Here is a 15,672-nt window from a genome sequence, read left to right as displayed (position 1 = left end):
GGCAACACATTGATGTACATCCCGTGCACCCGCTCCGCACCCCGCACCTCAGGCCGCGCATCACACACCAACCCCGACGAGAACGCCACCTCGTCAGTCAACTGACTCATCACCTTCAGATGAGCCGCGTGCAACACCGCCTTCACCGGTACGCCGACAGTCGCGGCCGTCGCCCGCAGCGCGTCGGTCAGGTCGGTGAGGTCCACCGTGTGGCGGTGCACCTGCCGGGAGTCCCGCCCGGGTGCGCCGGTGCCGGGGAGGGTGATCGGGGGTCGACCGGCCAGGACCGTACGCCAGTAGGCGACGTCGTCGGCCGAGTCGAGGGCGGCGCGTTCGGCGGCGACGAAGTCGGCGTACCGCAGTGGGGGCCTGTCGACGGGTGCGGGTGCCGCGCCGCGCCGACGACGGTGGTAGCCGTCGATCAGGTCGGCGAGGAGGAGGTTGAAGTCCCACCCGCCGGTGACCAGGTGGCTGACCGACACGGTGAGCCACCACGACTGGTCGTCGGCCTGGTGCACTGCCACCCGCAGCAGCGGCGGGGGTTGGGCCGGGTCGAAGGGGCGGTCCCGCTCGGCGGCGACGTACCCGGGGTGTCCGGCGGCGTCGGGGTGCACTGTCACCGGGACGTCGGCGGTGGCGTGCACCAGTTGCAGAGGCACCGACCAGCCGGTCAGGTCGACCGAGGTACGCAGGGTGTCGTGCCGGGCTACGAGGTCCGCCAGGGTCTCCCGCAGCGGCTCGACGGCGAACGGCAGGTCGTCGGGAACCCGCATGGTGTGCACGATGTGGTACGGCGTACCGGTCTCGTCCTTGGCGGCCTCCACCGCCATCCCGATCTGGGCCTGGGTGGCCGGGTAGGCGTCGGCGAGCCCGCCCGGCAGGCCCGCCCGGTCCGCCGGGTCGAGCAGGGCGAACGGCTCCACCGGGGTGAACACCTCGGCAGGCCCACCCTCGAACGAGGCGACCAGGTCCCGGACCGTCCGACGGGCGAACACGTCCCGCACCGACGTCGGATGACCCGCCGCACGCAACGCCCCGACCAGGGTCACAGCCAGCATCGAGTCACCACCGAGGTCGAAGAAACTCTCCGTCACCCCGACCACGTCGACACCGAGGACCTGCGCCCAGACCTGCGCCACGGCGGCCTCCACCGGGTTGGCGGGGGCCACGTAGGTGCCTGTCGGCTGGTCGGCGGGGGTCGGGGCGGGCAGCTGCCGACGGTCGATCTTGCCGTTCGGGTCGACCGGGATCGCGTCGATCGACAGGTACGCCGTCGGGACCAGGGCCTCCGGCAGCAGGTCACGCAGGTGGTTGCGGACGGTCTGCGGGTCGGGGGCGGCGGTGGGTTCGGGAAGGAGGTAGCCGGTGAGGACCGGTCGGCCGTCGACGTCGACGACTGCGGCGACCGCGTCCCGCACCCCCGGGCAGGCCCGCAACGCCGACTCCACCTCACCCAACTCGATCCGGACCCCGTGCACCTTCACCTGAGCGTCGATCCGACCCAGGAACTCCAGAGTCCCGTCCACCCGCCACGCCACCGCATCCCCGGTCCGATACAACCGCGACCCCGCAGGGCCGAACGGATCCGGCACGAACCGACCCGCCGTCAACCCACCCGCACCCAGATAACCCCGACCCACGGCCACCCCACCCACGAACAACTCACCAGGCGCACCCACCGGCACCGGCTCGAAGGCGTCGTCGAGGACCCGGAGGGTGAGGTTGGGGAACGGCCGTCCGAGCGGGACCCGGGCCAGCCTGGTCAGCTCCTCGGTGCAGGCCCAACTGGTGACGTCCACAGTGGTTTCGGCGGGGCCGTAGGTGTTGTGCAGCTCCACCCCCGGGAGGGCGGCCAGGAACGACCGGGCCAGGTCGACGGGAAGCTCCTCCCCGCCGACGCCGACCGAGCGCAGCGAGGTGCACCCGGTGATCCCCTCGGCGAGGAGGGCGGCGAGGAGGCTGGGGACCAGCTCCACGGCGGTGACGCCCTCGGCGACGATCAGGTCACGCAGGTACGCCGGATCACGGTGCCCACCCGGGCGGGCCACCACCAGCCGCGCCCCCACCGACAGCGCCGCGTACGTCTCCGCCGGAGACACGTCGAACCCGATCTCCGTCTTCTGGAGCACCACCCCGGACCCGTCGAGTCGGTTGACTGTGGGAGCCACGTGGCTGGTCCGGTTGACCAGGCCCGCATGGGTGAGGATCGCGCCCTTGGGGCGGCCGGTGGAGCCGGACGTGAAGATCACGTAGGCGGCGTTGTCCGGGTCCACCCGGACGGGTGGGTTCTCGGTGGGAAGGTCGGCGGGGATCTCGTCGACGGTCAGGACCGTCGCCGACACCTCCGGCAACACCGACCGCAACACCTCCGACGTCACCACCACCGACACCGCAGCATCCCCCACCATCAACCCCAACCGCCCCGCCGGATACGACGGATCCAACGGCACATACACCCCACCCGCCTTGTGCACCGCCACCAACGCCACCACCAGATCCACCGACCGATCCAGACACACCCCCACCAACACCTCCGGCCCCACACCCACCGACCGCAACCACCACGCCAACCCATTCGCCCGAGCATTCACCTCCCCATACGACACACCCACCCCATCCACCGACACCGCCACCGCACCCGGACAACCCACCACCACACCCTCGAACGCCGAATGCGCCACCCCCGACACATCCACCACCGGGCCAGACCCCGCCCCCGACAACCACTCCCACTCCCCCGACGGCAGACACGCCACCCACGCATCCCCGTCCACATCAGCCACCATCGACTCCAACACCACCCGGAACATCCCCGCCAACCGCACCAGAGCCGCCGCGTCGAACGCCCGCGCGTCGCTGACCAGGTCGAGGAAGCCGCTGGCGGCGGTGACCTGGAGGGCGAACTCGGTGCCGCCCTCGCCTGCCACCGCCTCGAACCCGACGGACTCCTCACTGTCGGTGTTGGTCCGCCGAAACTCGGTGTAGTCGAAGACGACGTCCACGGGCGGCACGTCCGAACCCGTCAACCGCCGCAACGCCGCCAACGGATACCGACGATGCGGCCACAACCCCACCTCACCGTCGAACACCGACCGCACCAACTCCCGCCACGACCCCACACCCCGCACGAACCCGAACGGCAACACATTGATGTACATCCCGTGCACCCGCTCCGCACCCCGCACCTCAGGCCGCGCATCACACACCAACCCCGACGAGAACGCCACCTCGTCCGTCAACTGACTCATCACCTTCAGATGAGCCGCGTGCAACACCGCCTTCGGCGACACCTCCAGGGCTGAGGCCAGGTCGCGCAGCCGCTGGTCGAGGTCCTGGTAGCTGATCCGGTGTCGCAGGGCCACCCCGGGCTCGGCGGTGGGCGTACCCCACCCGGCCGGTGCGGTGAGCTTGGCGTACCCGGAGGTGACCTCCCGCCAGTACGCCTTGTCGTCCTCGGAGTCGAGGGCGGCGCGTTCGGCGGCGACGAAGTCGGCGTACCGGACGGCGACCGGCTCCGGCGACTCCGGGGGCATCCCCACGCAGTGCCGCTCGTAGCAGGAGAGCAGCTCGGCGAGGAGGCTGTTGAGGTCCCACCCGCCGGTGACCAGGTGGCTGACCGACACCGTCAGCCACCAACCCCCATCGGCGGCGACGTGGGCGCCGACCCGCAGCAGCGGCGGGGGCTGTTCGCTGTCGAACGGCCGGGCCCGCTCGGCGTCGACGTACTCCCGCAGTTGGGCCTCGGCCCGTTCCTCGTCGAGCGGGTCCACCCGGACCTCGGGCGACGCCCCGGCGTGGACGAGTTGCAGTGGGGTGGCACGGCCGCCCAGGTCGAACGAGGTACGGAGGGTCTCGTGCCGGGCGACCACCTCCTCGACGGCGGCGGTGAGGGCGTCCCTGGTGAACGGCTGACGGCTGTGCACCCGGAAGCAGCGCACGATGTGGTAGAGCGACCGGTCCGGGTCCTTCTGCATCTCCGCGAGCATCCCGAGCTGAGCCTGGGTGATCGGGTACGCGTCGGCGAGCCCGTCCGGGAGGGCGGCCCGGTCGGCGGGGTCGAGCTGGGTGAACGGGGCGACCGGCTGGAACTGCGGGGCGGCGGGGGCCTGGGCGGCGCTCAGGTGGGCGGCGAGGGCAGCGACGGTCCGGTGCACGAACACGTCGCGTACCCCGACCGGGTGCCCGGCGAGGCGCAGTGCCCCGACCAGCGCGACGGCCCGCAGGGAGTCACCGCCGAGGTCGAAGAAGCTGTCGGTGACCCCGACGGTGTCCAGGGACAGGACCTCGGCCCAGATGTCGGCGAGCCGCCGCTCCAGGTCGGTGCGGGGTGCCACCTGCTCCCTGGCCTCGGGGACGACGGAGGCGGCGAGGGCCACCCGGTCGACCTTGCCGTTGGCGTTGAGCGGGATCGCGTCCACGGCGACCAGGTCGGCGGGGACCAGGTAGTCGGGCAGGTGCCTGACACACTCCTGCCGCACCCGCTCGACCAGGTCGGCGTCGGGACCCTCCGGGAGGTAGCAGCAGACGAGTCGGGGCTCCCCGGCCTTCGGGGTGAGGACCAGTGCCACGGCGTCCCGGACCCCGGGGACCCCGGCGACGACGGTCTCGATCTCCCCGAGTTCGATCCGGTAACCACGGATCTTCACCTGGTCGTCGACCCGACCGACGAACTCCACCACCCCGTCGGCCAACCGACGGGTCAGGTCCCCGGTCCGGTACAACCGGGACCCCGCCGGACCGTACGGGTCCGGCACGAACCGGCCCGCCGTCAACCCCGGCTGACCGGCGTAACCCCGGGCCACCCCGACGCCACCGACGTACAGCTCACCGGTCACCCCGATCGGGGCCAGGTCGAGTTCGGGGGTGAGGACGAACATCCGCAGGCCGGGCAGGGCCCGGCCGATCGGGACCACAGGCAGGGTCTGTTCCCCGTCGACGGGGTGGATGCAGGTGCCGACGGTGACCTCGGTCGGCCCGTACTCGTTGATCAGCTTTCCCGGGCCGAGCAGTTCCAGCCACCGGTTCGCCAGGGCGGCGGGCAACGCCTCACCGGCGGCCACCACCACCGACGCCAGCGTGGACGCCTCCGCGTCGGACACCTGACCACCCAGGATCTCCAGGTGACTCGGCGTCAACTTCAGGAAACTGAACGGCCCCGCCCCCACCAGGGTCCGACCCAACTCCGCCAGGTCCACATCCTGGTCCACCATGAACACCCGCTGACCCACCACCAACGGCGCCCACAGATTCGGCACCTGAAGGTCGAACGCCACCGACGAGAACACCGCCGAACCACCAGAACCCGCACCCGCCAGGACCTCGGCCGCCCACCGGACATGGTTCGCCAAACCCCGCTGCGTGACCTGCACACCCTTCGGCCGACCCGTCGACCCCGACGTGAAGATCACATACGCCAGGTCGTCGAGATCCACCTCCGGCGTCGACACCACTGGCAACCCGACCGGGGCCTCCCCGACGACGAGGACGTCCACCCCGACGGGGAACCTGTCGGCGTACCGCCCCGAGGTCAGGACCCGTACCGCGCCCGCGTCGGCGAGGATCGCCTCGATCCGACCGGCCGGGTACGAGGGGTCCACCGGGACGTACGCGCCGCCCGCCTTCCACACCCCCAGCATCGCCGCCACCAGGTCGGGGCCACGGTCGGCGAGGACCCCGACCACGTCACCCCGGCCGACGCCCCGCGACACCAGCCACCCGGCGATGACACCCGGTCGCGCGTCCAGGTCGGCGAAGGTGACACCGTTCACCGCCTCCGCCGACGGCACCCGCACCACCTGCCCGGCGAACCACCCCGACACCGACGACGACACCGGCTCCACCACCGACGCGTCGTCACCACCCACCACCGACACCTCACCCACAGGCAGACACACCACCCGCGCATCCCCACCCGGATCCGCCACCATCGCCTCCAACACCGCCCGGTACATCCCACCGAGGCGACGCAGGGCGTCGACGCCGATGTGCCGGCGGTCGGCCTGGAGGGTCACGAACCCGAGCCGGCTGAACACCCCGAGGGGGAACTCGGTCGGGCTGTCGTCGATGGACTCGGCGTAGTCGATGTCGGTGGCGTCGATCTGGTGGAAGTCGTGGTAGCTGAACCGGACGTCGAGCAGCCGGGTGTCCTCGCCGACCTCCCGTTGCAGTGTGGACAGCGGGTACCGGCGGTGCGGCCACAGCTCCAGCTCGGCGGTGAAGGTCCGGCGGACCAGCTCCGCCCAGGTCGCCGCCGCACCGTCGTAGCCGACGGGAACGGTGTTGAGGTGCATGCCGTACACCCGGTCGGCACCGGCCGCCTCGGGCCTGATGTTGCAGACCAGGCCGGTGTAGAACCGACCGGCCCCGGTGAGCTGGCTCATCACCTTCAGGTGGGCGGCGAGCATCACCGACTTGAACGGCACCCCGAGGGTGCGGGCCAGGCTCCGCAGCTGGGGTTCGAGGTCCTGCAACGGCACCCAGCGTTCGTGCTTGACCCCCTCGGGGGCGTCCGGGTCACCCCACCCGGTGGGCAGTTCGTGGCGGGACCGGCCGGTCAGCGTACGACGCCAGAACTCCCCGTCGGTCCCGGCGGCCACCGACCGGCGCTCGGCGGCGACCGCGTCGGCGAACCGTACGGTGGGGGCCGGGTGGGGCGGCACCGGGAGACCGGCCCGGATCCGGCGGTACTCGCGGACCACCTCCATGATCAACGAGTGGTAGCTCCACCCGTCGAGGATCGGGTGGCACTCGGTCAGGGTCAACCACCAGCTGCCGTCGGGGCAGGTCCGGGCGTGCAACCGCAGCAGTCCGGGGCGGTCCAGGTCGAACAGCCGGGTCCGCTCCACCGCGATGAAGTCACGCAGTTCCCGCTCCAGGTCGGCCCGTTCGGTGGCCCGGGCGGCGTCGGCGGTGACGGCCAGCTCGGCGGTGGCGTGCACCAGCTGCATCGGCACCGCGTAGCCGGTCAGGTCGAACGAGGTCCGCAGCACCTCGTGCCGCGCGACAAGCAGCGCCGCGGCGGCCCGCAGCGCGTCGAGGGAGAACTCCCCCTCGTCGTGCACCCGGTAGCTGGTGACGTTGTGGTAATGGTTGCGCTCGGTGTCGGCGAGGAGTTCCACGAGCATCCCGAGCTGCCCCTGGGTGCACGGGTACGCGTCGACCACCCCGGCCGGCAGCGCCGACCGGTCGGCGTCGTCGACGAGCGCGAAGGGGACGACGGCGGGCTCCGGCTCGGCGGCGGGCCGGGCGGTGATCAACTCGGCCAGGTCGGCGACGGTCCGCCGCTCGAACAGGTCCCGTACCTCGACGTCGAAGTGCGCGTCCCGCAGCGCCCCGGCCAGCGCGACGGCCCGGATCGAGTCGCCCCCCAGGTCGAAGAAGCCGTCCAGGACACCGACCCGTTCCAGGCCGAGGGTGGCCGCCCACACGTCGGCGAGCTGCTGCTCGACTGTGGTCCGGGGGGCCAGGTACGGCCGTTCGACTGCCGCCACGGAACGGTCCGGGGTGGGCAGGGCGGCCCGGTCGAGCTTGCCGTTGACGGTGAGCGGGATCCGGGTCAGCGGCACGAACGCCGTCGGCACCATGTAGTCGGGCAGGGTCCGGGTCAGCTCCGCGCGTACCCGGGACGGCCGCAGCAGCAGCGGGTCGTCCCCGGCCACCAGGTACGCGGTCAGCCGCCGGTCTCCCGGGGTGTCCTCACGCAGCACCACCACCGCGTCCCGGACCCCGGGCAGGGCGGTCAGCGCCGCCTCGATCTCACCCAACTCCACCCGGTAGCCCCGGATCTTGACCTGGTGGTCGATCCGGCCGAGGAACTCCATTCCCCCGCCGGGTCGACGGCGGGCCAGGTCACCGCTGCGGTACAGCCGGGACCCGGACGGCCCCCACGGGTCGGGGACGAACCGCTGGGCGGTCAGCCCCGGACGGCCGAGGTATCCCCGGGCGACCCCGGGACCGCCCACGTGGATCTCACCGGGCACCCCGACCGGCACCGGACGGCCGTACGGGTCGAGCAGGTGCACGGTCAGGTCACCCAGCGGTACGCCGACCGGGCTGGCGGTGCCGCCCACCTCCACGTCGGCGACCGGGTGGTACGTGGTGTGCACGGTGGTCTCGGTGATCCCGTACAGGTTGACCAGTCGGGTGGTCTCCAGGTCGCGCCGGGCGACCCACGGGGCGAGCCCGACGAAGTCCAGCTTCTCCCCGCCGAAGGTCACCACCCGCAGGGCGAGCCGGTCCACCCGGGGGTCGCCGTCGGCGGCGAACCGGACCAGACCGGGGAACGCCGACGGGGTCTGGTTGAGCACCGTCACCCGCTCGGCGACGAGCAGGTCGAGGAGTTCCTCCGGGGCACGGGCGACCGACCGGGGCACCACCACCAGCCGACCACCTGTCGACAGGGCACCCCAGATCTCCCACACCGACATGTCGAAGGCGTACGAGTGGGTGCAGCTCCACACGTCGTCCGGGCCGAACCCGAAGTCGTCGGCGGTGACGTCGAACAGCCGCAGGACCTGACGGTGGGCGACGGCGACGCCCTTGGGACGGCCGGTGGAGCCGGAGGTGTAGATGACGTAGCAGAGGTTGTCGACGTCGACCGGGACGTCGGGGTCGGTGGCCGGCTGGGCGGCCAGCTCCGCGACCAGGTCCGGGTCGTCGAGCAGGACGACGGTGCCGTCGAAGTCGGCGAACCGGTCCCGCTTGTCGGTGCTGGTCACCACGATCCGGGCGCCCGCGTCGGCGAGCATGAAGTCGAGGCGGTCCTGCGGTGAGGTCGGGTCCAGCGGAAGGTAGGCGGCACCGGACTTGAGCACCCCGAGCAGCGTCGGGACCAGGTCGGGTCCGGTGTCGAGGTGCACGGCGACGAGCCGTTCCGCAGCGGCACCGTGGCTTCCCAGCAGGTGGGCGAGGCGGTTGGCGGCGGCGTCCAGCCCGGCGTAGTCGACAGTGGTGCCGTCGACGGTGAGGGCCGGGGCGTGCGGGGCGGCGGCGACGGTGGCGGCGAACCGGCCGTGCAGGGTGCCGTCGACAGGGGTGGGACGCACGGCCCCCCGGGTGGCCTCGGCCAGTTCGACGTCGTCGAGGATCGTCAGGTCGGAGATCCGGGCGGTGGGGTCGGCGGTGACGTGGCCGACCAGCCTGGTCAGGTGTCCGACGGTCCGCTCGACGGTGGCCCTGTCGAACAGGGCGGTGGCGTACTCCAACCGCCCGCGCAGCCGCCCACCGGCGTCCTGGACCAGGTGCAGGGTGAGGTCGGTCTTGGCGGTGCGCAGGGGCAACTCCATCGGGGTGACAGTCAGCCCGCCGGCCCAGCCGATCACCGGCGGTTCGTCCTGGAGGGTGCAGGCGACCTGGTAGAGCGGGGTGCGGGCGAGGTCCCGCTCGGGTTCCAGCTCGTCGACCAGGCGGGCGAACGGCACCTCGGCGTGGTCGAAGGCGTCCAGCACCGTGGCGCGGGTCTGCGCCAGGAGGGTGTCGAACGACGGGTCGCCCTCCCACCGGGCGCGGACCACCAGGTTGTCGATGCCGTACCCGACCAGGTCACGCAGCTCGGCCCGGGTCCGCAGGGAGGAGACGGTGCCGATGGTGAGGTCGGTACGCCCGGTGTAGCGCGACAGCAGCGCCCCGAACGCGGCGAGCACCGTCACGAAGGTGGTGGTGCCGCTGCGGCGGGCCAGGTCGTGCAGGGCGGCGGAGAGGTCGGCGCTCCACTCGAACGGCACCGACGAGCCCCGCCAGTCCCGCGACAGCGGTCGGGTCCGGTCGGCGGGCAGCTCCACCGGGGTCACCCCGGCCAGCCGGTCCCGCCAGTGGGCCAGCGAGGCGGCGGACCTGTCGTCGTCGAGGCGGGTGCGCTGCCAGGCGGCGAAGTCGGCGAACTGCACGGCCGGGACCGGCAGGCGGGACTCCGTACCGGTGGAGGCGGCACGGTACAGCTCGGCGAGTTCCCCGGTCAGCACCGCGACGGAGGGGGCGTCGCAGGCGATGTGGTGCAGCACCAGGGCGAGGACGTGGTCGTCGTCGGCGAGCCGGACCAGCCCCGCCCGGACCGGCTGCTCCTGTTCCAGGTCGAACCCGGTCGACGCGACCCGGGCGACCAGGTCGGCGGCGGCGGCCTCCCGGTCGGCGGCGGGCCGGTCGGTCAGGTCGGTCACCGGCAGGTCGACAGCGGCCACCGGGTCGATCACCTGCACCGGTTCCGCGCCGACCAGGGCGTACCGGGTGCGCAGGATCTCGTGTCGGGCCAGCAGCGCCGACCAGGCGCGGCGCAGGGCGGCGACGTCGAGCCGACCCCGCAGCCGCAGCGCCGTGGAGACCAGGAACTCGGCGCTGGTCGGGTCCATCCGGTTGTGGAACCACATCTGCTGCTGACCGAAGGACAGGGGCAGCTCGGCCGACCGGTCCACGACGGTGATCCGGTCCCGGCGGCCGGTGCGGCGTCCGGCCAGCCGACGCTTGACGAGTTCTTCACGCAGGTTCGGCTCGTTGGCGGTGCTGGTCATGCCCGGTGCTCCTCGGTCAGCGACAGGTCGTGGGTCAGGTCGGCGGCGTCGAGCGCGTCGACCTCGGCCCGGATGAGGTCTTCCACGGCGACGGCCTGGGCTCGCACGGTGGGGTGCTCGAACACCAGGCGGATCGGTAGGTCCAGGTCGAACTCCTCGGACAGCTCGGCGATCAGCCGGGCGGCGAGCACGGAGTGCCCACCGAGGAGGAAGAAGTTGTTCGTCGCCCCGACCCGGGCGTCCAGCAGGTCGGACCAGACGGCGGCGATCCGCTTCTCCACGACGGTGGCCGGGGCGACGAACTCGGTGTCGTCGGCGGTCCCGTCGGCCAGGGCGGTGTCCAGCCGGGCGCGCAGCGCGGCCCGGTCGACCTTGCCGTTGGCGTTGAGGGGGAGCTGGGGCACCGGCACGAACAGTCCGGGCAGCATGAACCCGGGCAGTTGCCGGGCGCAGTGGGCGAGCAGGTCGGTGGGCTCCCCGGTGTGGAAGGCCACCAGCCGGTCCTGGTGGGCGAGGACCACACAGTCGCCGACGTCGGGGTGTTGGGCGACGACGGCGGCGACCTCACCGGGTTCGATCCGGTAGCCGCGTACCTTCACCTGGTCGTCGGTGCGCCCGACGAAGGCCATCGTCGCGTCGGGTCGCCACCGGCCCAGGTCACCGCTGCGGTAGAGGCGGGCGCCGGGCGGCCCGTACGGGTCGGGGACGAACCGGTCGGCGGTCAGGTCGGGACGTCCGGCGTACCCGGTGGCCAGGCATCCGCCGCCGATGTACAGCTCCCCGACGGCCCCCACCGGCAGCAACCGCATCGCCTCGTCGAGGATCCGGACCACCGTGTTCGCCATCGGCCGACCGATCGAGACGATCTCGTCGGTCTCCGGGTCCACCACCGGGTACGCGGACATGATCACCGTGGTCTCGGTGGGGCCGTACGAGTTGATCAGCCCACCGGAGCCGAGCAGCTCCAGCCACCGGGTGGCGACCGACCCTCGCAGCACCCCACCGGCCACCCAGAGCTGACCGGCCAGCCGGTGGGCCTGCGCCGGGGCGACCTGGTCGGCGAGGAGTTCCAGGTGGGGCGGGGTCATGATGAACCTGTCGTACGGCCCGCCCGCCAGCAGCAGCGCCCCCAGGTCGGCGAGGTCGAACTCCTGCGGCAGGAGCGTCACCGGCTGCCCGGCGGTCAACGGCCCCCACAGGTTGGCGATCGACAGGTCGAACGCGACGGTGGAGAACAGTGGTGCCCCGCCACCTGCCGGACGGTCGCCCCGGTCGCCGAGGGCCTCGGTCTCCTCGGCGCAGGCCAGGAAGTTCGTCACCGCGGCGTGGGAGAGCACCACCCCCTTCGGGCGGCCTGTCGACCCGGAGGTGAACAGCACGTACGCCCCGGCGGCCGGGTCGAGCCGACGGTCACAGGGGGTGACCGGTTCGGCGCCGAGCATCAGCCGGTGGGTGTCCACCTGCAACGTGGGTACGGCGAACCGGTCGGCGTACCCGGCGACGGTGACGGCCAGCCCGACCCCGGCGGTGTCGAGCATGTGGGCGACCCGCTGGGCCGGGTAGGAGGGGTCCAGCGGCAGGCAGACGGCGCTCGCCTTCCAGCACCCCAGGATCGCCGCCACCAGGTCCGGACCCCGGTCCAGGAGGACGGCGACGGTGTCCCCGGGGGCGGTGTCGGCACGTCGCAGGTGGTGGGCGAACCGGTTGGCCCGGTCGTCGAGTTCGGCGAAGCTCGTCTCCACCGCTGCCACCCCGGGACGGGCCGGGTCGGACGTCGTGGAGGCGAGGGTCGTCGGGGCGTGCGGAGCCGGGTCGAGGGTCGTCGGGGTGTGCCGCAGCGCCGGGGCGTGCGGGGTCTCCCGACGGCGGGCCTCGAACAGGTCCACCACGGTGGTCGTCGGGCGGGCGACCTCCGGGCCGGTCCCGACGTCGAGGAGTCGACGGCGTTCTGCGGCCCCGAGGAGGTCGAGTTCGTCGAGGCGGGTGTCGGGGTCGGCGGCGGCGGCGCGCAGCAGCCGGACGAGGTGGTCGGCGAACCGGGCCGCCGTGGCCTCGTCGAACAGGGCCGTCGCGTACTCCACCGCACCGGACAGGGAGCCGTCCGGCTGGGGCCACAGGTGCACCGTCAGGTCGGTCTTGGCCACGGTGGAGGCCCGGCGCAGCGCCTCCACGGCGTCGGCGTCGTCGGCGACCCGGGCGGTGATCCCGCCCTCCTGGTAGTTGAGCATCGCCTGGTAGAGCGGGGTACGAGACAGGTCACGCACCCCGACCAGCTCCTCGACCACCCGGTCGAAGGGCAGGTCCTGGTGGGCCAGGGCGGAGGCGGTGCGGGCGCGTACCCGCCGGAGGGCCTCGGCGACGGTGGCGGCCGGGTCGAGGGTGCAGCGCACCACCACCGGGTTGAGGAAGATCCCGGCGGCCTGGTCGAGTTCGGGGGGCCGGCGCCCGGAGGTGGGGGTGCCGACCGGGACGTCCCACTGTCCGGTGTAGCGGGCCAGCAGGGTCGCGAACCCGGTGAGCACTGTGGTGAACGGGGTCGCCCCGCACCGGCGTCCCAGCTCCGTCAGGGCCCCCGCCACCTCGGCCGGTACGACGAAACCGAGCATCGCCCCGTTCGGGTCCCGTTCGGCGGGGCGGGGCCGGTCGGTGGGGAGGGCCAGTTCGGGCAGGTCGGCCAGCTCCGCCCGCCAGAAACCCAGCTCCCGTTCGACGACCTCGTCGGTGAGCTGCCGGTGCTGCCAGTGCGCGTAGTCGGCGTACTGGACGGGCAGGTCCGGCAGGTCGGGGGCCTGATCGCACGCCCGTGCCCGGCACAGTTCCCGCAGGTCACGTTCGAGGACGAGGGCGGTGCCCGCGTCGGAGGCGATGTGGTGCACGGCGACGACCAGGAGGGGGTCCCGACCGGCGGCGGTGGCCAGGGCGGCCCGGCACAGCGGCCCGGCGGCCAGGTCGAAGCCCGTCCCGAGCTGCTCGCCGACCAGGTCGGCCAACCCACCGTCGGTGACGTCCCGGACCGTCAGGGCTACCTCCCCGGGTGGGGCGACGGTCTGCCGGGCGACCCCGTCGACGAGCAGGTACCTGGTGCGCAGCGGTTCGTGTCGGGCCACCAGGTCGCGCAGCGCCGCCCGGACCTGCTCGGGTCGGGTCGCGGCGGGGACCGTCAGGTAGATCGGCACCACCCACTCCCGGCCTGCGGGGTGCAGCCGGTCGAGCATCCAGAGTCGGTGCTGGGCGGCGGAGAGCGGCAGCGGCCGGTCCCGGCCAACCGGGGTCACCGGGGCCACCCCGACGGTGGTGGTGGCCGCCGCCCGGTCCAGCAGTCGGGCCTGCGCGGCGAGGGTGGTCGCGGTGAGCAGGTCACGCAGGTCCACCCGCCCGCCGACGGCGGCACCGAGCCGGCTCTCCAGCCGCAGGGTCACCAGCGACGAGCCACCGAGCCGGTAGAAGTCGTCGTCGAGCCCCACCTCGTCGACGCCGAGCAGGTCCCGCCAGATCGCCGCCACCACCAGTTCGTTGGCCGTCACCGGGGGGCGCAGCGGCGGCCGGTCCGCCGCGTCGACCTCGGGCAGGGCGTTGCGGTCGATCTTCCCGCTGGCGGTGCGGGGGAAGTCGTCGACAGGCTGGAACACGCCGGGGACCAGCGCCTCGGGGAGCCGTCCGGTGAGGTGGGCCCGCAGCGCGGCGGCGGCCACCGGCCGTCGGGTGGCCAGGTAGCCGACGAGCCGGGTACACCCGTCGGGGCCGGTCCGCCCGACCACCACCGCCGCCCGGACGTCCGGGTGGGTGGCGAGGGCTGCCTCCACCTCGGCCGGTTCGACGCGTACGCCGTTGACCTTGAGCTGGTGGTCGACCCGGCCGACGAACTCCAGGGTCCGGTCGGCACGCCACCGGACCTGGTCACCGGTGCGGTAGAGGCGACCGCCCGGCGGGCCGTACTCGTCGGGGACGAACCGGTCGGCGGTCAGGTCCGGGCGACCGAGGTAGCCCCGACCCAGGTTGACCCCGCCCAGGTACAGCTCGCCGACCACGCCGACGGGGACGGGCCGACGGTCGGCGTCGAGGACCTGGACCCGGACGTCGGGCAGCGGTCGTCCGATCGGGATCGGACCGGTGGTCTGCGTCGGGTCGACGGGGTGGGCGGTGACGTCGATGGCGCACTCGGTCGGGCCGTAGGTGTTCCAGATCCGGACCTGCGGGGTGGTCGCCAGTCGTCGGCAGAGCTCGGCGTGGAGCGGTTCCCCGGCGGAGAAGACCAGCCGCAGCGACCCGCAGTCGGCCCACCCCGGCTCCTCCACCAGCAGCCCCAGCACCGAGGGCACCCCCTGGAGGACGGTGATCCCACCGGTGGCGACGGCGGCGACCAGGGCCGCCGGGTCCCGGTGCGCGCCGTCCGGGGCCAGGACCACCGTCGCGCCCCCGACCAGCGGGGCGAAGAACTCCCACCCCGCCGCGTCGAAGCTCAGCGACGTCTTCTGCAGGACCCGGTCCCCCGGGCCGATCCGGTGTTCCCGCACCGTCCAGGTGACCCGGTTGGCGATCCCCGCATGGGTGACCAGCACCCCCTTGGGGCGGCCCGTGGAGCCGGAGGTGTAGACGGCGTACGCGGTGCCGTCCGGGTCGGGGGCCGGGACCGGGGCGACGGCGGGCAGGGCGGCGATCCGGTCCCGCCCGTCGGGGTCCAGCCTGATGACCCGGCACCGGTCGGGGGCCTCCCCGCCTGCCCGACCGGCACCGGTGACCAGCACCGACGCCCCGCTGTCGGTGAGGATCCACCGCCGCCGGTCCGTCGGGTGGGTGGGGTCCAACGGCAGGTACGCCGCCCCGGCCCGCCAGACGCCCAACAGCGCCACGACCAGGTCCAACCCCCGGTCCAGGTCGACGGCGACAAGGGACTCCGGCCCCACCCCGAGCCCCGCCAGGTACCCGCCGAACCGGTTCGCGGCGGCGTCCAGGGCGGCGTAGTCGAGGGTGCCCCCGACGGCGTCCTGCACGGCGGTCGCCGTCGGCGTCAGTGCGGCCTGCCGGGCGACGAGCTCGGACAGGGTCGCCGTGGCCCGGGCGGGGGCTGCGGCGGCGGGTGCCGCAGGGGAAACGATGCTCATCGAGGCTCCTGGAGCGGACGCGGACGGGCAGGGGCAGGCCGGGTCCGGACCGGGACACGGCCCGGCCG

The 15,672-nt window shown here is 73.3% G+C and carries 2 protein-coding genes; both read right to left on the bottom strand.

Going from position 1 to position 15,672, the window contains the following annotated elements:
* Positions 1-10,502, bottom strand: a 10,502-nt coding sequence (locus tag ABT336_RS09515; RefSeq protein WP_350896067.1) for a non-ribosomal peptide synthetase, incomplete at its 3' end; no start/stop codon positions are given.
* Positions 10,499-15,604, bottom strand: coding sequence for a non-ribosomal peptide synthetase (locus ABT336_RS09510; RefSeq protein WP_350896066.1), 5,106 nt, complete (start codon positions 15,602-15,604; stop codon positions 10,499-10,501). The genes ABT336_RS09515 and ABT336_RS09510, both read right to left, overlap by 4 nt.
* Positions 15,605-15,672 lie beyond the last annotated feature (68 nt).

Origin of the sequence: Micromonospora sp. NPDC000207, assembly GCF_040300925.1 — a bacterium.
Classification (GTDB): domain Bacteria; phylum Actinomycetota; class Actinomycetes; order Mycobacteriales; family Micromonosporaceae; genus Micromonospora.
Note: the sequence above shows the minus strand (reverse complement) of the source record. Positions and strands in the feature narration are given on the sequence as shown.